This window comes from Tsukamurella sp. II2bb, from assembly GCF_057815145.1.
In genome coordinates this window covers 1-18,689 of record NZ_JBYPZI010000008.1, presented here as the reverse complement: position 1 = coordinate 18,689, position 18,689 = coordinate 1, and the positions used below count along the sequence as shown (strand labels likewise).

14 protein-coding genes are annotated in these 18,689 nt (G+C 72.2%); 3 read left to right on the top strand and 11 right to left on the bottom strand.

What is annotated here, in order from left to right:
• Nucleotides 1-2: 2 nt before the first annotated feature.
• Nucleotides 3-2,369: a glycoside hydrolase family 65 protein gene (locus AC21LY_RS17410; protein WP_489047820.1), complete on the top strand. Its 2,367-nt coding sequence runs from the start codon at nucleotides 3-5 to the stop codon at nucleotides 2,367-2,369.
• Here AC21LY_RS17410 and AC21LY_RS17405 read toward each other — a convergent pair.
• From AC21LY_RS17405 to mqo, 5 genes are all read right to left on the bottom strand, one after another.
• On the bottom strand, nucleotides 2,350-3,705 hold the full coding sequence (locus AC21LY_RS17405; protein ID WP_489047819.1) for a cobyrinic acid a,c-diamide synthase CobB: 1,356 nt from the start codon (nucleotides 3,703-3,705) through the stop codon (nucleotides 2,350-2,352). The genes AC21LY_RS17410 and AC21LY_RS17405 overlap by 20 nt on opposite strands.
• Before the next feature lie 66 nt (nucleotides 3,706-3,771).
• On the bottom strand, nucleotides 3,772-4,389 hold the full coding sequence (gene cobO / locus AC21LY_RS17400; RefSeq protein ID WP_489047818.1) for a cob(I)yrinic acid a,c-diamide adenosyltransferase: 618 nt from the start codon (nucleotides 4,387-4,389) through the stop codon (nucleotides 3,772-3,774).
• 25 nt (nucleotides 4,390-4,414) lie between these two features.
• Nucleotides 4,415-6,262 (bottom strand): VWA domain-containing protein, encoded by a 1,848-nt coding sequence (locus AC21LY_RS17395; protein ID WP_489047817.1) that lies wholly within the window; start codon nucleotides 6,260-6,262, stop codon nucleotides 4,415-4,417.
• Nucleotides 6,255-6,686 carry a GNAT family N-acetyltransferase gene (locus tag AC21LY_RS17390; RefSeq protein WP_489047816.1) on the bottom strand — a complete coding sequence of 144 codons (432 nt, stop codon included), beginning with the start codon at nucleotides 6,684-6,686 and terminating at the stop codon, nucleotides 6,255-6,257. The genes AC21LY_RS17395 and AC21LY_RS17390 overlap by 8 nt, the downstream gene beginning before the upstream one ends.
• A 4-nt stretch (nucleotides 6,687-6,690) precedes the next feature.
• Nucleotides 6,691-8,187: a malate dehydrogenase (quinone) gene (gene mqo / locus AC21LY_RS17385; RefSeq protein WP_489047815.1), complete on the bottom strand. Its 1,497-nt coding sequence runs from the start codon at nucleotides 8,185-8,187 to the stop codon at nucleotides 6,691-6,693.
• A gap of 183 nt (nucleotides 8,188-8,370) precedes the next feature.
• Here mqo and AC21LY_RS17380 point away from each other — a divergent pair, with 183 nt between their 5' ends.
• Nucleotides 8,371-9,378, top strand: a complete 1,008-nt coding sequence (locus AC21LY_RS17380; protein ID WP_489047814.1) for an alpha/beta hydrolase — start codon at nucleotides 8,371-8,373, stop codon at nucleotides 9,376-9,378.
• Between the two features lies 1 nt (nucleotide 9,379).
• Nucleotides 9,380-10,789 carry a mycothione reductase gene (locus tag AC21LY_RS17375; protein WP_489047813.1) on the top strand — a complete coding sequence of 470 codons (1,410 nt, stop codon included), beginning with the start codon at nucleotides 9,380-9,382 and terminating at the stop codon, nucleotides 10,787-10,789.
• 167 nt (nucleotides 10,790-10,956) lie between these two features.
• Here the strand turns inward: AC21LY_RS17375 and AC21LY_RS17370 are convergent, their stop codons facing one another.
• From AC21LY_RS17370 to AC21LY_RS17345, 6 genes are all read right to left on the bottom strand, one after another.
• Nucleotides 10,957-11,790 carry an alpha/beta fold hydrolase gene (locus AC21LY_RS17370; RefSeq protein WP_489047812.1) on the bottom strand — a complete coding sequence of 278 codons (834 nt, stop codon included), beginning with the start codon at nucleotides 11,788-11,790 and terminating at the stop codon, nucleotides 10,957-10,959.
• A gap of 5 nt (nucleotides 11,791-11,795) precedes the next feature.
• Nucleotides 11,796-13,325 (bottom strand): cobyric acid synthase, encoded by a 1,530-nt coding sequence (locus AC21LY_RS17365; protein WP_489047811.1) that lies wholly within the window; start codon nucleotides 13,323-13,325, stop codon nucleotides 11,796-11,798.
• A complete protein-coding gene (gene map, locus AC21LY_RS17360) occupies nucleotides 13,326-14,195 on the bottom strand; it encodes a type I methionyl aminopeptidase (RefSeq protein ID WP_489047810.1) in 870 nt (289 codons plus the stop codon).
• A gap of 9 nt (nucleotides 14,196-14,204) precedes the next feature.
• Nucleotides 14,205-14,639: a cupin domain-containing protein gene (locus AC21LY_RS17355; RefSeq protein ID WP_489047809.1), complete on the bottom strand. Its 435-nt coding sequence runs from the start codon at nucleotides 14,637-14,639 to the stop codon at nucleotides 14,205-14,207.
• Between the two features lie 76 nt (nucleotides 14,640-14,715).
• On the bottom strand, nucleotides 14,716-16,557 hold the full coding sequence (locus AC21LY_RS17350) for a penicillin-binding transpeptidase domain-containing protein (RefSeq protein ID WP_489047808.1): 1,842 nt from the start codon (nucleotides 16,555-16,557) through the stop codon (nucleotides 14,716-14,718).
• A gap of 200 nt (nucleotides 16,558-16,757) precedes the next feature.
• Nucleotides 16,758-18,689 (bottom strand): sulfatase-like hydrolase/transferase (locus AC21LY_RS17345; protein WP_489047797.1); only part of this gene is annotated, 1,932 nt, incomplete at its 5' end.

The window sequence follows — 18,689 nt, the reverse complement described above, 5'->3', positions numbered from 1 at the left end:
CGATGACCAACACCGTCGCCCCCGTCCTCACCCCCGTCGGCACGGCCTCCCCCGGACCGTGGAGCATCACCGAGACGGAGTGGGACCCCGCCCGCGCCAACTACTTCGAGACCGTCTTCACCGTCGGCAACGGCCGCCTCGGCACCCGCGGCAGCCTCGCCGAGGGGCATATCGGCGCGGTCTCGGGCACCTACCTCGCCGGCGTCTACGACGCCCACGACTCCCAGGTGATCGACCTGGTCAACGCGCCGGACTGGCTCGACACGGAGGTCTTCGTCGACGGACGCCGCCTGGACCCCGACTCCGCGACCGTCGTCGAGCACCGTCGCACCCTGGACCTGCGGACCGGCGCGCTCGACCGGGTCACCGTCTTCGCCCTCGACACCGGCGCGCGCGTCCGGCTCACCGAGCGCCGGTTCGCGTCGATGGCCGACCGCGACGCGTGCCACCTGCGCCTCACCGTGACCCCGCTCGACGGTCCCGCGACGGTCACCATCGGCACGGGGATCGATGCGCACCGCCGGAACATGGAGATGCTGCCGGTGTACGCCGACGGCACCACGTTCGGGTACGACCGCAAGTGGGAGAAGTGGTCCCGCTCGACGCACCTGCGGGCCCGCGACCGCGGCTTCACCGGCGACGCCGCGTGGCTGGTCACCGGGACGATCGACTCGAACGTCGAGATCGCCTACGCGATGTCCGTCGCGCCGACCGGGGAGCCCGAACGCCGGCGGCGCGCGAGTGCGGAACGGGTCACCGAGGAGTTCACCTTCACCGCCGACGCCGGGACCGCGGTGGGCATCGACAAGACCGTCGGCATCGCCACCTCCCGCGACTACCGGGCGGCGGGCGAGCCGCGCGAGCGCGCCCTCGCGACCGCCGTCCGCGCCGGATTCGACACCGCGGAAGGCGATTCGGCCGCCGCGTGGGCCGAGCTGTGGGAACGCTCCGATTGCCGGGTACTCGGCGACGACCGGGCCGCCCTCGCCCTGCGCTTCTCGGTGTACCACCTGCTGATCGCGGCGAACCCCGACGACCCCACGGTGAACATCGGCGCGAAATCCCTCTCGGGCGAGGGTTACCGCGGGCACGTCTTCTGGGACACCGAGATCATGATGCTGCCCTTCTTCCTGTTCACCCAGCCGAAAACGGCCCGCGCGCTGCTCGGCTACCGGTACCACACGCTGGGCGGCGCGCGGCAGGTCGCGAAGGACGGCGGCAACATCGGCGCCCGGTACCCCTGGGAGTCCGCCGACACCGGGCTCGAGGAGTGCCCGATCGCCACGCCGGACGGGCAGAACCGCTTCTACACCCGCGACGAGGAGCTGCACGTCACCGCCGACGTCGCCTACGCGATCGGCCGCTACCGCGAGGTCACGGGTGACACCGAGCAACTCTTCTCGGAGGGCGCCGAGATCCTCTTCGACACCGCCCGGTTCTGGCTGGACCGCTGCGAGGACGAGGGCGACCGGCTGGTACTCAAGCAGGTGATGGGGCCCGACGAGTTCCACTCGCACGTCGACAACAACGCCTTCACCAACCGGATGGTCCGGTGGCACTGGGAGTACGCCGTCGCGGTGTACGACGAACTGGCCGCCGAGCATCCCGAGCGCCTCGCCGAACTCGAGAGGGCGCTCGGAATCGGCCGCGCGGACCGCGACGCATGGGCGGACGCAGCGCGCCGCATCGTCTCCCCCAACGACCCGGACTGCGGCCTGATCGAGCAGTTCGACGGCTACTTCGAGCGCACGGAGGTACCGGTCACGGAGTGGGACGCCAACGACATGCCCCGCTACCCCGCCGGCTACAACCACTTCAACTGCGAGGACACCACGCTGCTCAAGCAGCCCGACGTGGTGCAGCTGATGTTCCAGCTGCCCGACGACTACTCGCTCGCCACCCGCCGGGAGAACTTCGAGTACTACGAGAAGCGCACGCTCCACAAGTCCTCGCTGAGCCCCTCGATCCACGCGATCGTCGGCCTGCAGGTGGGCGATCCGACGATGGCGGAACGCTACTTCGGGCGGTCCGCGTTCGTCGACCTCGACGACAACCAGGGCAACACCGAGGACGGGATGCACATCGCGTCGGCCGGCGGCACCTGGCAGATCGCGGTCGTCGGCTTCGGCGGCTTCCTGGCGAGCGCCGACGGCCTGCACTTCACTCCCGACCTGCCGCGGGGCTGGGAGCGGCTGCGGTTCACGATCCAGTGGCGCGGCCGCGCCGTGGCCGCGGACCTCGGGCACGCCGACTGCGTCTTCCGGCTCGACGGCGCGTCCCCCGACGACGCGGAGCCGGAGACGATCACCGTCGCCGGGCGGCGCGTCGTGCTGCCGCCGGGCGAGACCGTCACCGTGCCGCGCGGCTGACCAGCCGGTGCACCGCCCCGGGCACGCCGACGGGATGGGTGTGCAGGTACGACGCGTGCACGCCGTCGGCGACGTAGCCGTCGGTGACGGGCGCGCCGTCGGGATCGCGCCAGCCCCACGCGGGGCGGCCCGTCGGCGCCAGCCGGGTGCGGTGGAACTCGTGGCCGGTCACCCGCTCGCCCGCCTCGAAGAGGGCACTCGACTCGAGCGCCACGGCGTCGCGGTAGCCGAGCGTCAGGCGCGGCGTGAACTCGGCGGCACCGGGCACCACCCCGCACATCGGCGCCCCGTCGAGCGACTCGGCGAGGTAGAGCAGCCCGGCGCACTCCGCCTGCACCACGCCCCCGCCGTCGACGAGTTCGCGCACCTGCCGCCGCAACTCGACGTTCCCGGACAGCTTCTCGGCGTAGACCTCCGGGAATCCACCGGGGAGCACCGCGGCCGAGGCGCCGTCGGGCAGGGGGTCGGTGAGCGGATCGAACCTGCGCACCGTCGCGCCCGCGGCGGCCAGCAGTTCCTCGTGCTCCGCGTAGCCGAAGCTGAACGCCGGGCCGCCGGCCAGGGCCACCGTCGGCGCGCCCGCCACCCGGTCCACCTCCTCCGACGGTGACCAGACCGCACCGCCCGCCACGGGGCGCGCGAGGGCACGCACCCGCTCGACGTCCACGTGCCGGGCCACCAGCTCCGTCATCGCGGCCACGGCGGCCACGGCGTCGTCGCCGCGCTCGGCGGCGGGGATCAGGCCGAGGTGCCGAGCGGGCACCTCGAGCGCCGCATCGCCGGGGACCGCGCCCACCGCCTCCAGGCCGGCGTGGGCGCACGCATCCCGCAGCACCCTCTCGTGACGCGCGCTGGACACCCGGTTGAGGATGACGCCCGCGATGGCGATCCCCGGCCGGTACGTCGCGAACCCGGCCAGCAGCGCGGCCAGCGACTGCGAGTGCCCGCGCACGTCAATCACCAGCAGCACCGGGGCGCCGAGGATGCCGGCGACGTCGGCGGTGGAGCCGATGCCCTCGGTCGCGACGCCGGCGGGACCGTCGAGAATGCGCCCGTCGAACAGGCCCATCACGCCCTCGATGACCCCGATGTCCGCGTCCCGCGCGCCGTACCGGTACAGCGGGGCGATCCGCTGCTCGCCGCAGAGCACCGCGTCGAGATTGCGGCCGGGCCGGCCGGTCGCGAGGGCGTGGTAGCCGGGGTCGATGTAGTCGGGGCCCACCTTGAACGGCGCCACCGTCCCGGTCCGCGCGAGCGCGCCCATCAGCCCCGTCGCGATCGTCGTCTTCCCACTCCCCGACGACGGTGCCGCGACGACGACGGCGGGCGCTACCACGCCCTCACCACTCCACGCCCCACTCCCCACGACCACCGCGCCTCCCGGGACCCCCGCAGCCGTGCCTCACCACTCGATCCCCCTCTGCCCCTTCCGACCGGCATCCATCGGGTGCTTGATCTTGGTCATCTCGGTGACCAGGTCCGCGGCGTCGATGAGGGCCTGCGGGGCGTCGCGGCCGGTGATCACGACGTGCTGGTTGCCGGGGCGCGCGCGGAGCACCTCGACCACCTCATCGACGTCGATCCAGCCCCACTTGAGCGGGTAGGTGAACTCGTCGAGCACGTAGAACCGGTGCTGCTCGACGCTGAGCCGTCGCGCGATCTCCCGCCAGCCGTCGCGGGCGGCCTCGGCGTGATCCTGCTCGGCGTCCTCGGACCTGCGCAGCCAGGACCAGCCCTGCCCCATCTTGTGCCACTCGACGGGCCCGCCCGCGCCGGTGCGCTCGTGCAGCTCGTTCAGCGCGAGCATCGTCGCCTCCTCGCCGACCTTCCACTTCGCGCTCTTGACGAACTGGAAGACGCCGATGGGAAAGCCCTGGTTCCAGGCCCGCATGGCCATGCCGAAGGCGGCCGTCGACTTCCCCTTGCCCGCGCCGGTGTGCACGGCCAGCACGGGCTGATTGCGGCGCTGCCGGGTGGTGAGCCCGTCCTGCGGCACCGTCTGCACCTTGCCTTGCGGCATCACGTCCTCCTCGGGGTCGAGATTCTCAGGCCACCCGGGCCAGGTCGGCCGCCGTCAAGCCGCCGAGCGGGATCATCGGCGCCCCGAGGGCGGCGGCGACCTTCGCCGCGAGCCCCAGCCGGACCATCGAGGTCTCGCAGTCGACCACCACGCACGCGCGGCCGTCGGCGTGCAGGCCGGCCGCCGCGGCGAGGGCGCGGGGCAGCGGGTCGCGGCCCGCGGTGGCCCGGCCGTCGGTGAGCACCACGACCAGCGGCCGGCGGGCGTCGGGCCGCAGCTCCTCCCGGCGCAGCAGCTTCCGCGCCTCGATCAGGCCCTCGGCCAGCGGGGTCCGGCCGCCGGTCCGGGCCCGCGCGAGCCGCGCGACCGCCACGTCGACGGACCTCGTCGGCGGGACGAGCAGCGTGGCCTCGGCACCGCGGAAGCCGATCACCGCGACCTTGTCGCGGCGCTGATAGGCGTCGCGCAGCAGCGAGACCGCCGCCTCGCCGACCAGGGCGATCCGCTCCCGTGCGGCCATCGAACCGGACAGGTCGACGACGAAGACCACGAGGTTGCCCTCGGTGGCCTCGCGGATCGGGGCCCGCAGGTCCGACGGTGCCAGGCGCAACGGACCGTCGACCCGGCCGCGTCCGGCCTGGGCCGGCGCCGCGGCGCGCAGGGTGGCGGCCAGGTGCAGGCCCGCGCCCGTTCCCGCCGGCGCGGCGCGGACCACGCTGCCGCGGTCGGAGCGGGTCTTGGACCGCCGCCCCGTCGCTCCCCCGGTCCCGGTGCCGGGAACGCTGAGCCTGCCGACAGTGCGGTGCCGCGCGGTCGGCAGCGGCGCGCCCTGCGGCTCGGGTTCGGGAGCGCCGGAATCGTCCTGCGGAGACGGTGGCGGGTCGGCGGCCTCGCCGCCGCCGGGACCGTCCGGGTCAGGGTCCGGCTCAGGCTCGGGCTCGCCGTCCTGGCGGGCCTCGTCCAGTGCGCGCTCGAGCTCGGATTCGTCGAGCCCCGGCTCGTCGAAGGGATCGCGGCGCTTGCGGTGCGGCAGCGCCAGCGCCGCGGCGACGCGGACGTCGTCCTCGGTCACCTCGGCGGCGCCGCGCCAGGCGGCGTGCGCGCGGGCGGCGCGGGCGATCACCAGGTCGGCGCGCATGCCGTCGACGTCGAAGGCCGCGCAGACGGCGGCGATGCGGCGCAGCTCCGCGTCGGGCAGCGCCACGGCGGGCAGCCGGTCGCGCGCCGCGGCGATGCGCCGGGCCTGCTCGGCGTCGGCGCCGGCGTACTCGGCGGCGAAGCCGGCGGGGTCGGCCTCGAAGGCGAGCCGGCGGCGCATCACCTCGACGCGGTCGTCCACATCGCGGCTGGCCCGCACGTCGACGGCGAGCCCGAACCGGTCGAGCAGCTGCGGCCGCAGCTCCCCCTCCTCCGGGTTCATGGTGCCGACCAGCACGAACCGCGCCGGGTACGCACGCGAGATCCCGTCGCGTTCGACCGTGACCCGGCCCATCGCCGCGGCGTCGAGCAGCACGTCGACGAGGTGGTCGGAGAGCAGGTTGACCTCGTCGACGTAGAGGATGCCCCCGTCGGCGTCGGCCAGCAGGCCGGGCGTGAAGTCCACGGCGCCCTCGCCGAGCGCCCGGTGCAGGTCGAGCGAGCCGACGACCCGGTCCTCGGTGGCACCGATGGGCAGTTCGACCAGGCGCGCGGCCGCACCGTCGGCGCGGGGTGGCAGCAGCGGGGCCAGCGCCCGCGCGGCGGTCGACTTCGCCGTGCCCTTCTCACCGCGCACCAGGACGCCGCCGACCGCCGGCGCGATGGCGCACAGGGTCAGGGCGAGCCGCAGCTCGTCGTGCCCGACGACGGCGCTGAACGGGTAGCGGTCAGACACCGGCGGGCCTCCTCATGGGGACGTGCGGGATGCCGTCCTCGATGAACTCGTCCCCGTCGCGGACGAATCCGTATTTCGCGTACATGTCCTCCAGGTGCGACTGCGCCTCGAGCAGGCAGGCGCGGCCGCCGAGTTCGGCGAGCGCCGCCGTCATCAGCACGCCGATCAGGCCCCGTCCGCGGTGCGACGGTGCCGCGCACACCCGGCCGATCCGGGCCAGCCCGTCGCCCTCGGCGGTGACTCGCACGGTGGCGGCGGCACGGTCACCGTCGGGCAGCCAGAGGTGGACCGTCGTGCGGTCGAGGTCGCGGCCGTCGACGTCGAGCCAGGGGCTCTGCTGCTCGGCGATGAAGACCTCGGCGCGCAGCTTCAGCAGCGCGTAGAGCGTTCTCGCGTCGAGCTCGTCACCGGTGGCGCGGCGCACGGCGCTAGGCCTGGGTGTCGGCCTCGACGCCCGGGGACAGCCGCAGCGTGCGGTTGGTCCAGTCCCAGACCTGGTCGAAGAGCTGCTTGTTGTCGTTGAGGGTGGTGCCGTAGGAGGGGATCATCTCCTGCAGCAGCGGCTTCCACGCCTGCATGTGCTTGGGGAAGCACTTGCCGAGCACGTCGAGCATGGCGGGCACGGCCGTGGACGCGCCGGGCGAGGCGCCGAGCAGGCCGGCGATCGACTCGTCGTCGGCCGCGATGACCGCGGTGCCGAACTCGAGGTTGCCGCCGCCGGGACCCTTGCGGATCACCTGGACGCGCTGGCCCGCGGTGATGAGCTCCCAATCGTGGCCGTCGGCACGGGGCACGAACTCGGACAGGGTCTTGACGCGGTCGGCGGGCGACTGCAGCAGCTCGCCGATGAGGTACTTCGTCAGGCCCATCTCCTTGGCGCCGACGGCGAGCATCGGGAGCAGGTTGTTCGGCTTCACCGACAGCGGCAGGTCCGTGTACTGGCCGGCCTTGAGGAACTTCGGCGAGAAGCCGGCGTACGGGCCGAAGAGCAGGCCCTTGCTGCCCTCGATGACGCGGGTGTCCAGGTGCGGCACCGACATCGGCGGAGCGCCGACGGCGGCCTTGCCGTAGACCTTGGCGGCGTGGTGGTCGATGAGTTCGGGGTTGGAGCAGCGGAAGAACTGGCCCGAGACGGGGAAGCCGCCGAAGCCCTTGGCCTCCTTGATGCCCGACTTCTGCAGCAGCGGCAGCGCGCCGCCGCCCGCGCCGACGAAGACGAAGCGCGCGTCCACGTAGGAGACCTCGTGGGTGCGCAGGTTCTTGACCGTCAGGCGCCAGCCGTTCGCGGTGCGCTTGAGGTTCGTCACCTTGGTGCCGAAATGGACGGCGCCGCCCTTACCCACGAAGTTGATGAGCTTCTTGGTCAGCGAGCCGAAGTCGACGTCGGTGCCGCCCTCGTACCAGTTCACGGCGACCGGATCGCCGAAGTTGCGGCCCGCGGCCATGATCGGCAGCCGCTCGGTGAAGGTGGCGGGGTCGGTGAAGAACTCCATGCCCTCGAACAGCGTCTGCTGCGCCAGCGCGTCGTAGCGCTTGCGCAGGTACTCGACGTTGTCGGCGCCGTGCACGAAGCTGGCGTGCGGGATGGGGTTGATGAAGTCGGAGGGCTGATCGAGCACGCCCGCGTCCACCGCGTACGCCCAGAACTGGCGCGAGACCTGGAACTGCTCGTTGATCGTGATGGCCTTGGTGATGTCCACCGAGCCGTCGGCCGCCTGCGGGGTGTAGTTCAACTCACACAGCGCCGAGTGCCCGGTACCCGCGTTGTTCCACGGATCGGAGGACTCGGCGGCCGCAGCGTCGAGCGCCTCGAAGACGTTGATCGACCAGCTGGGCTCCAGCTTGCGGAGCAGGGTGCCGAGCGTGGCGCTCATGATTCCCGCGCCGACGAGCGCGACGTCCGTGCTGATCACGTTACGGGCCATCTGGTAGTTCACTCCTCGACGTGGGGCGCGGGGCCGCGCCCGGCGGCCCCCTTCTGCGCCAGAACCTTACTCCGGGGCCTGCCGGTGTCGCGCGGCACACCTCGACGTACGCCCGGGCGGCCCGGAGGGCGACGAACCGGATCGCCGGGGCGCAGCCGCCGACGGCCTCATTACAGTGAACCCGTGGCGACCATAGAGCTGACCTACTCCCCCGATGTCCTCGGCGACGACTTCGTCGCGCACACCTTCGAGCTGGGCCCCGACCCGGACGGCGAGCCGGGCGGCGATGTCGTGGCCACCCTGGTCAAGCACCTCCCGAAGAACACAGCGGGGCCGGCCGACGCGCCCCACCACGCGGTGCTGTGGGTGCACGGCTTCTCGGACTACTTCTTCCAGACCGCCCTCGCGGAGTTCTTCGCCGAGCGCGGCTACGCCTTCTACGCGCTGGACCTGCGCAAGTGCGGCCGCTCGCTGCGGGAGGGCCAGTCGGCGCACTACGCCACCGATTTCACCGTCTACGACACCGAGCTGGATATGGCGGTGCAGGCGATCGAACAGGAGCACCCAGGCCTGGGCGTCGTGGTGGCGGCGCACTCCACGGGCGGCCTGATCACCCCGCTGTGGCTGGACCGCCGGCGCAAGGCCGGCCGGACGGCGCCGATCGTGGGCCTGGTCCTCGACAGCCCGTGGTTCGACCTGCAGGGCTCCGCGGTGCTCCGGGAGATCGCGACGCCCGTCGTCAAGCTCATCGGCAAGGCCGCGGGCACCCGCATCGTGCCCGTCGAGGCGGTCGGCGTCTACGGCCAGACCATCCACGTCGACGAGCACGGCGAGTTCGACTTCGACGTGACGATCAAGCCGATCGAGGGCTTCCCCGTCCGGTTCGGCTGGCTGCGGGCCGTGCGCGTCGCCCACAGCCTGCTGCACCGCGGACTGGACGTCGGCGTCCCGTCGCTCGTGCTCCGCTCGACGCGGAGCTTCGCGCCCAAGGGCTGGAGCGAGGAGGCCGGCCGCGCGGACGTCGTGCTCGACACCCGACAGATCGCCAAGTGGTCCGGCGCGCTGGGCGGCCGGCTCTCGGTGGTCCCGATCGAGAACGCCAAGCACGACGTCTTCCTGTCCGAGAAGGACGCCCGCGAGACCGCGTACGCCGAGCTGGGGGCCTGGCTGGCCCGCGAGATCGAGGCCTGACATGGCCGAGCGCGTCTTCGACATCGTCATCGTCGGGTCCGGCGCGGGCAACACCATCCCCGACGAGCGGTTCGACGATCGCAGCATCGCGATCGTCGACAAGGGGCAGTTCGACGGTGCCTTCGGCGGCACCTGCCTGAACGTGGGCTGCATCCCGACCAAGATGTTCGTCTACCCCGCCGACGTCGCCGACGAGGCCCGCGACGGCGGCGCCGTCGGCGTGGACGCGGAGATCACCGGGACCCGGTGGGCCGACATCCGCGACCGGGTCTTCGGCCGCATCGACCGGTACGCCGCGGGCGGCCTGCGGTACCGGGTCGAGGACTGCCCGAACATCACCGTCTTCCAGCAGCAGGCGCGGTTCCTGCCGGACGCGGGGGACGGCGCGCACCGCCTGGAACTCGCCGACGGGACGGTCGTCGCCGGACGCGAGATCGTGCTCGCGGCCGGCTCGCGCCCCGCGATCCCGCCGGTCTTCACCGCCGACGGCGCGGCCCCCTTCCACACCAACGACACGATCATGCGGCTCGACGCCCTGCCGGGGCGCGTGATCATCGTCGGCGGCGGGTACATCGCGGCCGAGTTCGGGCACGTCTTCGCCGGTCTCGGGTCCGAGGTCACCGTCGTGGCGCGGGGCGAGCGCCTGCTCCGCGCGCAGGACGAGACGATCTCCGAGGTCTTCACCGCGGAGGTCGCGCGACGGTGGGACGTGCGCCTGGGCACCGAGGTCACGGCCACGCGCGCCGTCGGCGACGGTGTCGAGGTGGACCTCACGGACGGTTCGACGGTGGCGGGCGACGTCCTGCTCGTCGCGACCGGGCGGATCCCGAACGGCGACACGCTCGCGCTTTCGGCCATCGGAATCGAGCTCGACGATGCTGGGCGCGTCCCCGTCGACGAGCACCAGCGCACACCCGTCCGGGGCGTGTGGGCCCTCGGCGACGTGAGCACCCGGTTCCCGCTGCGGCACGTGGCGAACCACGAGGCGCGGGTCGTCGCGGCGAACCTGCTGTCCGGCTGGGACACCCCGGCGGCGACCTCGGATCATCGCTTCGTGCCGGGCGCGGTCTTCTCCCGGCCGCAGGTCGCCTCCGTCGGGCTGACCGAGGCGGAGGCTCGCTCGCGCGGCATCGACGTGGCCGTGGCGGAGCAGCGCTACGCCGACATCGCCTACGGCTGGGCGATGGCGGACGCGGAGGGCGTCTGCAAGCTCGTCGCGGACCGGTCGACGGGGCTGCTCGTGGGCGCGCACATCGTGGGGCACCAGGCGTCGGCGCTGATCCAGTCCGCGATCACCGCGATGTCCTTCTCCATCCCCGCGCAGGAGTTCGCGCGCGGGCAGTACTGGATCCACCCGGCACTGCCCGAGCTGGTCGAGAACGCGCTGCTGGGCCTCGCGAAGGACGCGTGATCACGGGACCGCGGGGTACAGTCACATGCATGATTCAGCATGATTCTTACGCCCCCGGCTGCTCCAACCCAAACTGCACGTGCGAGAACTGCTCGTGCGGCGACAGCTGTACCTGCGGCAGCGACAAGTAGTCCGAACCACTCCGGAACGGCCGCGCAGGAGCGCGGTCAGTTCCGGAGTGTGCGCAGCGCGATCTCGGAGGCCAGCGCCGCGGGGGCGCGCAGCGGGAGCCAGTGGTCCCCGTCGGGCACCTCGCTGAGCCGGTAATCGGCGCGGAGGTAGTGCGCGGTGCCCTTGGCCTGGGCGACGCCGGCGATGGCGTCCCGGGCGCCCCAGACGAGCGTGGTGGGGACCTCGATGACGGGACAGTCCAGCCCCTCCCCGCCGGGTACCAGGTTGGCCCGGTACCAGTTCAGCGCCCCCGTCAGCGTGGGCTCGTTCGCGATCGCCTCGATGCCGCCGCCGGGCGCGGTGGCGAGCAGCGTCCGCGCGTCGTTCGCGAGCAGCGCCTTCTCCGCCGCCCCCGCCTGCAGGAACAGTTCGAGGTAGCGGGACCGCTGGCGCTGGTCCTGGTCGGTCGCCATCGCCGCACCGAAGGCCGACGGGTGCCCGAAGGAGACCGCGGTCAGGCTCATGGCCCGCAGCGGATACACGGCGGCGAAGTGCCATGCCACCGTGGCGCCGAGCCCGTGCCCGACGACGTGCGCGTACGGCACCTCGAGTCCGTCGAGGATGCGCGCGGCGTCCTCGGCGAGGTGCTTCATCGTGTACTGGTCGGCGCCCACGGGGCGGGCCCCGGCGCTGTATCCGCGCTGCCGCGGCGCGATCGTGCGCAGGCCGGCTTCGTGCAGGCGCTCGCGGACGAGGGCGAAGCACTCCTCGGTCTGCGGGAACCCGTGCAGCAGGAGTACCGGGACGCCGTGTTCGGGCCCTCCGACCGAGACGTCGAAGGTCCACGAGCCCACAGGCACCTGCACCATGTCAGCTGAATCGATCGGCATGGTCGTCAACGGTAGTCACTGATGATCCGAATGGTCGGCAGGATCGCGGAATACGCGGCCGGTGAGTGCAAAGGACGCAGGATCGCGTCCACGTCGCAGTGCTCCTCGATCGCGTCGGCGACCGCGTCGAGCTGGGCGAGCCGGGCACCGTCGTAGCTCACGCCGGGCCCGAGCTCCCGCCCGGGAAACAGGCGCCGCAGGTACGCCCGGCGGAAGCCGTCGGCCCCGAACAGGCCGTGCCAGTGCGTGCCGAGCACCCGCCCCCGCAGGGCCCCCTCCGGCCCATCCGGTCCGGTCAGCGCCGGCTCCTCCGCGGTGCGCACGACGGTGCCGTGGTGGATCTCGTAGCCCGTCGCGTCCACGCCCAGTCCGGTTCCGGCGACGTTCCGGACGCACTTGGTGCGCGCGAACGCGATATCGACGTCGAGGATCCCCAGGCCGTCCACCCGCGTCCCGGCCGCCGCCTCGACACCGTCCGGGTCGGCGATGCTGCGGCCAAGCATCTGGTACCCGCCGCAGATCCCGGCGATCGCACCACCGGCCCGCGCGCGCCGGACGAGCGCGTCGGCGAGACCGCGGTCGCGGAGCCAGGCGAGGTCGCCGACGGTGCTCTTCGTGCCGGGCAGCACCACGAGGTCCGCGGCGGCGACGTCGGCGGGCCGGACGGTCCAGCGCACCGTCAGGCCCGGTTCGCAGGCGAGGGCCTCGACGTCGGTGGTGTTGGAGACGCGCGGGAGGGCGATGGCGGCGACGGTGATCGGATCCGGGGCGCTCGACCCGCGGCCGACGAGGTCGTCGCCGAGGGCGGCGAGGGAGTCCTCGGCGTCGAGCCAGAGGTCCGTCAGGTACGGCAGCACACCGAGCGTGGGCCGCCCCGTGATCTCCTCGAGCTGCTCGAGACCGGGCGTGAGCAGGGAGACGTCGCCGCGGAATCGGTTGACCAGGAAGCCGTACACCAGCCGCTGGTCGTCCGGCGGCATCACCGCGACGGTGCCCGCGAGGTGCGCGAGCACACCCCCGCGGTCGATGTCGCCGACGATCAGGGTCGGCAGGTCCGCGGCGCGCGCGAGACCCATGTTGGCGATGTCGGTGGCGCGCAGGTTGATCTCGGCGGGGCTGCCGGCGCCCTCGCAGAGCACCACGTCGAAGTCCTCGCGCAGGCCCCGCAGCGTGGCGGTGACCTCGTCGAGCAGCCACTGCCGACGAGTGACGTAGTCCCGCGCGCCCACATCGCCCACCGGCCTGCCGTGCAGGACCAGCTGGCTGCGGCGGTCGCTGCCGGGCTTGAGCAGGACGGGATTGAACCGGGTCGACGGTGCCAGGCCGCACGCCAGCGCCTGAGTCGCCTGGGCGCGCCCGATCTCCCCGCTGGTGCCGTCGGCTTCGACGGTGGCGACGGAGTTGTTGGACATGTTCTGCGCCTTGAACGGCGCGGTCCTGATACCCCGCCGAGTCAGCAGGCGGCACAGTCCCGCCGTGACGGTGGACTTACCGGCGTCGGAGGTGGCGCCGGCGACCAGCAGTGCGCCGCGCACCTATTCGGCGGGGGTGCTCGGCAGGGTGAGGATCTCGGCACCGTCGTCGGTGACGACGAGGGTGTGCTCGAACTGCGCGGTCCACTTCTTGTCCGTGGTCGCCACGGTCCAGCCGTCGGGCCAGATCTCGTAGTCGAGGCCGCCGAGATTGATCATCGGCTCGATCGTGAAGACCATGCCGGGCTCGAGCACGGTCTCGACGTTCGGCTCGTCGTAGTGCAGCACCACGAGGCCGTTGTGGAAGGTCTCGCCGATGCCGTGGCCGGTGAAATCGCGGACCACGGTGTAGCCGAACCGGTTCGCGTAGGACTCGATGACGCGGCCGACCACGTTGAGCTCACGGCCGGGCTTGACCGCCTTGATGGCGCGCTCCGTGGCCGTCTTCGTGCGCTCCACCAGCAGGCGGTGCTCCTCGGAGACGTCGCCGGCGAGGAAGGTGGCGTTGGTGTCGCCGTGCACGCCGTCGATGTAAGCGGTCACGTCGATGTTGACGATGTCGCCGTCCTCGATCACCGTCGAGTCCGGGATGCCGTGGCAGATCACCTCATTGAGGGACGTGCAGCAGCTCTTGGGGAAGCCGCGGTAGCCGAGCGTGGACGGGTACGCCCCGTGGTCGATCATGTACTCGTGCGCCACCCGGTCGAGATGGTCGGTGGTCACGCCCGGCCGCACCTCGGCGCCGGCCGCCTGCAGCGCGTCGGCGGCGATCCGCGAGGCGAGCCGCATCTTCTCGATCGTCTCCGGTGTCTGCACCCACGGCTCGTTGCCCTCCTTCGCCGACGCCTTGTCGACGTATTCGGGCCGCACGATCTTCGCCGGGACGGCCAGACGGGGTGAGACGGTGCCGGGAGTCAGCGCAGCGCGAGTCATTGCCTCAGCCTATCGGCGGGTGGGCAGCGCCTCGCGCCGAGATCGGTTCGCTGCCCGCTTGATCGCGCGGACGGTCCTGATCCCCCGCGCCGCGGGCCCGGGCAGGGGGCTCCGCAGGGTCGCGTGTTTGCGCACGTATTCGGGCACGTGCCACTCGGCCCGGGTCCCGGCGCGGAAGTGCGCGGAGTCTCCGCGGCGCAGCCAGACCGGTTCCGCATCCGGCGCGGTGACGCGCACCTCGCCCTCGACGATGGTCACCGTCTCATCGGCGTCGAAGGTCCACAGGAAGGTTCCGCCGGTGCAGTCCCAGATGTAGTACTCGGCCGTGCCGTCCCCGCTGACCAGCCACTTGCGGGAGCGGGCCAGCGGGTCACCGTCCGTGATCCACGACGGATCGATCGGCGCACTCTCGAGATCGGCATCGTCGGCGTTGACGTAATCCACACCATCACTTTACCGAGGTTGGGTGCAATCTTGAACTCTTGATCCGATGCCAGACGGATCCGTCCGTCAGCGGGCGTCAGTTCGGTGCCGCCGCGACCGGCGCGTCGAAGCGGTCGAAGAACTCCTTGGTCACGGCGACGGCGTTGTCGGAGCTGCCGCCGAGGACCACGAGGGTCGCGAAGGCGAGGTCCCCGCGGTAGCCGACGAACCAGGCGTGCGAGCCACCGTCGACCTCCGCCTCACCGGTCTTGCCGAGGACATCACCCGCGCCGCGGATCAGCTCGGCCGTACCGGAGGTGACCACCTCGCGCATCATCGCGCGCACCCCGTCGACGGCCTTCGGGTCGAGCGGGGGACGATCCCCGTCCACCGTGGTGGGCTTGCCGAGAAGCAGTTGCGGCGTGACCGCACCGCCGTGCGCGACGGAGGCGACGGCGAGGGCCATGGCGAACGGGCTGACGAGGACCTCGCCCTGGCCGAAGCTGTCCTCGACCTGGTTGACCATGGCCTTGGGCAGCGGGTACCGGCCGGAGGCGACCGGCAGGCCCGCGATGGTGTAGTCGGGGCCGATCCCGAGCTCCGCGGCAGCCGTGGGCAGCGCCTCGGGCTTCAGCTTGGCGCCGAGGAAGGCGAAGCTGGTGTTGCAGGAGCGGGCGAAGGCGCGCTGCATGGTGACGTCGCCCAGCGAGAAGCGGTTGTAGTTCGGCACCTCGCGCTGGCCGATGGTCAGCGTGCCGGGGCAGGGCACGATCGTCTCCGGCGCGGCGATACCCGCGGTGATCGCCGCGGTCGCGGTGACGATCTTGCCGGTCGACCCCGGCGGGTACAGGCCGGAGGTGGCCAGCGAGCCCAGCTTGTCCGCCTCGGGATTCTGTGCGACCGCCAGCACGTTGCCGGTGGAGGGCTGGATGACGACCATCATCGACTGCCGGTCGCGCCGCGTGTTCACGGCGGCCTGCGCCGCGGCCTGCGCGTTCGGCGAGATGCTCACCGATACCGCGGGCGCCGTCCGGGGCGCGGTGGACCACAGCGTCGTGACCCGCGCACCGGTATCGGCCTGCGCGATCACCTCCCACCCGTTGCGGCCGTCCAGCGAGCCGCTGACCTCCTTCTTGATCGCCGACAGCAGGGTCGGCGCGAAGGTGGGATCGGTGGGGATCAGGTCGGACTGCTCGCTCAGGCGGACGCCGGGCAGCGCGCCGATGGAGCCCGACACCCGGTCGAGGTCGGTCTTGTTCAGCGTGGCCACGACGTACGGGCCGGTCATGCTGGTCGCCTGCTCCGTGATCTTCACCGGGTCCAGGTTCGGCACGACGGGCGCGAGGGCCTGCGCCACCTGGGTGGCGACCTGCAGCACCGTGGTCGGCGCGGTGACCTTCGCCGCGTCCAACTGGATGCGGGTGATGATGCCGTCCGCGAGCAGGGTGCCGCCCGACGCCGAGTTCACCGGTGCGCGCGGCGCCGGCAGGGAACGCAGCACCATCTGCTGGTTCAACCCCAACCGGGGGTTGAGCGCGGTGGGGACCCAGCGGATCCGCCAGCTGCCGGAGCTCTTGAGCACCGAGAACGTTCCCGTGTAGCTCCACTCGCGGTCGGCGCCGGTGGCGTCCTTGGGCAGCTCCCAGCGGTACTCGTAGTCGACGGCCGAGGTGTCCCCCGTCGTGCGCACCTGACCGATCTTGACCTGCACCCCGGTCGCCTGGAGTCCGGTGAACGCGCCCGCCAGCGCGGGCTCGGCCTGGCCGGGCGCGGTGGTGAGGTGCGCGGCGCCGCTCAGGTCGCGGCCGCCGAGGGCGGCGGCGAACTTCTGCGCCGTGGAACCGGGGCCGTCGGCGCCGGTGGGCGCGCAGGCGGTGCCGGCCAGTGCCAGCAACACCGCGACGAGGGCGGTGGCGGCGCGGGGGGCGAGCTTCTTCACGTCCGTCAGGGTATGACGGTGCCGCCCCCGACTCCGGTTGCCGCGCGGGCCGGTGACCAGTGGTGCGAGAGGTATCACTGATCGGAGCGCCCGAGCGGCGTCGCTCGGCTCCCCCGAGCGGGCCCCGTCCCGAGCGGGCCCCGTCGACGGCGAGGGCCCGGGGTGCGGACGAACCGCAACCCCGGGCCCCCGGCCGGACGCTAGGCCTGCGCCGGCACCTTGTAGGCGATGTTCACGTCGCCGATGGTGCCGTTGAACGCGAACGGCATCTTGTCGTGGTACGCCCGCGAGACCGCGCCGCCGTACGCCCGGCCGATGTCGAGGCAGTCGTTCGCCGAGAACAGCAGCGCGGCGGTGACCGGCACCTCGCCGGACGCCACCTCGGTGCCGTCGATCCGCAGCGAGACCGACAGCGGGCCGCCGGGGCGCGGCTCGCCCACGTAGGCGGTCTCGACCTCGAGGGTCACCTCACCGGCGGGGATCGGCTCCGGGGAGGCGATCTTCGTGCGCTGCACCAGGAACAGGTTGTACTCGTAGTGCAGCACGCCGTCCTCGAAGTAGGCGGTCAGGCCGCCGCCCGAGCCGCCGAGCTTGTAGAGCACGCCGTTGGCCTTCTCGGGCAGCGTGAGCTGCATGCGGACCACGTTCGGCTTGTTGCCCAGCGCGGGCGCGCAGAACTCGGGGATGCGCACGGTGTCGCCGGACAGGTTCCACTCGGTGTACTTCGGGCCGAGCCGCAGCTCCGGGTGGTACGCCGCGACCCAGAGCCCGCCGCCCACCGGGAGCACGTCGTTCTTCGCCGCCTCGATCGCGAAGACCTCCTTGAGCTGCGCGACCTTCTCCGGGTACTGATCCGCCAGGTTGTGGGCCTGGCTCCAGTCCTCGTTCAGGTTGTACAGCTCCCAGACGTCGGCGTCCGGGGTCCAGGTGGCGAGGCCGGGGGGCGCACCCGGCACCCACGGCAGCCGCGGGCCGAGCGCCGACGCCATCCAGCCGTCCTCGTAGATCGACCGGCTGCCCATCACCTCGAAGTACTGGACCTTGTGCCGCTCCTCCGCCGAGGCATCGTCGATCGAGTAGGCGAAGCTGGTGCCGTCGATCCGATCCTGTTGGATCCCGTTGACGGAGTCCGGCGGCGTGATCCCGACCATCTCGTAGATGGTCGGCACCACGTCGTTGACGTGCGTGAAGTGGGTGCGCGGCACCGGGTCGTGGGAGATCTTCGCGGGCCACTGGATGAACATCGGGTTGCGGGTGCCGCCCAGGTGCGAGGCCAACAGCTTCATACCCTGGTACGGCGACGAGCCGGCCCACGCCCAGGCTGCGTGGTACTGGTTGTCGGTCGCCGACGAGCCCAGGACGTCGAGACCGCCCAGCTCCTCCAGCGCGGCGATGTGCTGGTCCACCGTGGTGGGGATCGCGTTCTGCGCCAGCAGCTCGGAGATGGTGCCGTTCTGGCCCTCGCCCGACGAGCCGTTGTCGCCCCAGATGTAGACGACGATGGTGTTGTCGAGGTAGCCGAGGCGCTCGACCTCGTCGATCAGGCGGCCGGCCTGCACGTCCGCGTGCTCGCCGAAGCCGGCGCACACCTCCATCAGGCGGCGCTGGAAGGGCCGCTGGTGCTCGGGGATGTCGTCCCAGGCGGCCAGGCTCTCCGGGCGCGGGGTCAGTTCCGCGGACTCGGGGATCCAGCCGGCGGCCTTCGCGGCCTCGAACGCGCGCTCGCGGTAGACGTCCCAGCCGTCGTCGAACTTGCCCTTGTACTTGTCCGCCCACTCCTTCATGATGTGGTGCGGCCCGTGGATGGCGCCGGTGGCCCAGTACATGAAGAAGGGCTTGTCCGGGCTGTTCGCCTTGTGGTTCCGCAGCCAGCCCATCGCGTCGTCGGCGATGTCCTCGCTGAGGTGGTAGCCCTCCTCCGGCGTCTTCGGGGGCAGCACCGTGGTGGTGTTGCGCACCAGGTTGGGCTCGTACTGCGAGGCCTCGCCCGCGAGGAAGCCGTAGAAGTACTCGAAACCGTAGCCGGTGGGCCAGTTCTCGAACGGACCGGCAGCGGTGGTCTCCTCGGCAGGCGTGTTGTGCCACTTGCCCCAGGCGGCCGTGGAGTAACCGTAGTTCTTGAGCACCTCGGC

Coding starts and splice junctions, on each gene's coding strand:
- AC21LY_RS17410 (WP_489047820.1), top strand. CDS start 3: ATGACCAACACCGTCGCCCCCGTCCTCACCCCCGTCGGCACGGCCTCC.
- cobO (WP_489047818.1), bottom strand. CDS start 4,389: ATGCCGCAAGGCAAGGTGCAGACGGTGCCGCAGGACGGGCTCACCACC.
- mqo (WP_489047815.1), bottom strand. CDS start 8,187: ATGGCCCGTAACGTGATCAGCACGGACGTCGCGCTCGTCGGCGCGGGA.
- AC21LY_RS17375 (WP_489047813.1), top strand. CDS start 9,380: ATGGCCGAGCGCGTCTTCGACATCGTCATCGTCGGGTCCGGCGCGGGC.
- AC21LY_RS17370 (WP_489047812.1), bottom strand. CDS start 11,790: ATGCCGATCGATTCAGCTGACATGGTGCAGGTGCCTGTGGGCTCGTGG.
- map (WP_489047810.1), bottom strand. CDS start 14,195: ATGACTCGCGCTGCGCTGACTCCCGGCACCGTCTCACCCCGTCTGGCC.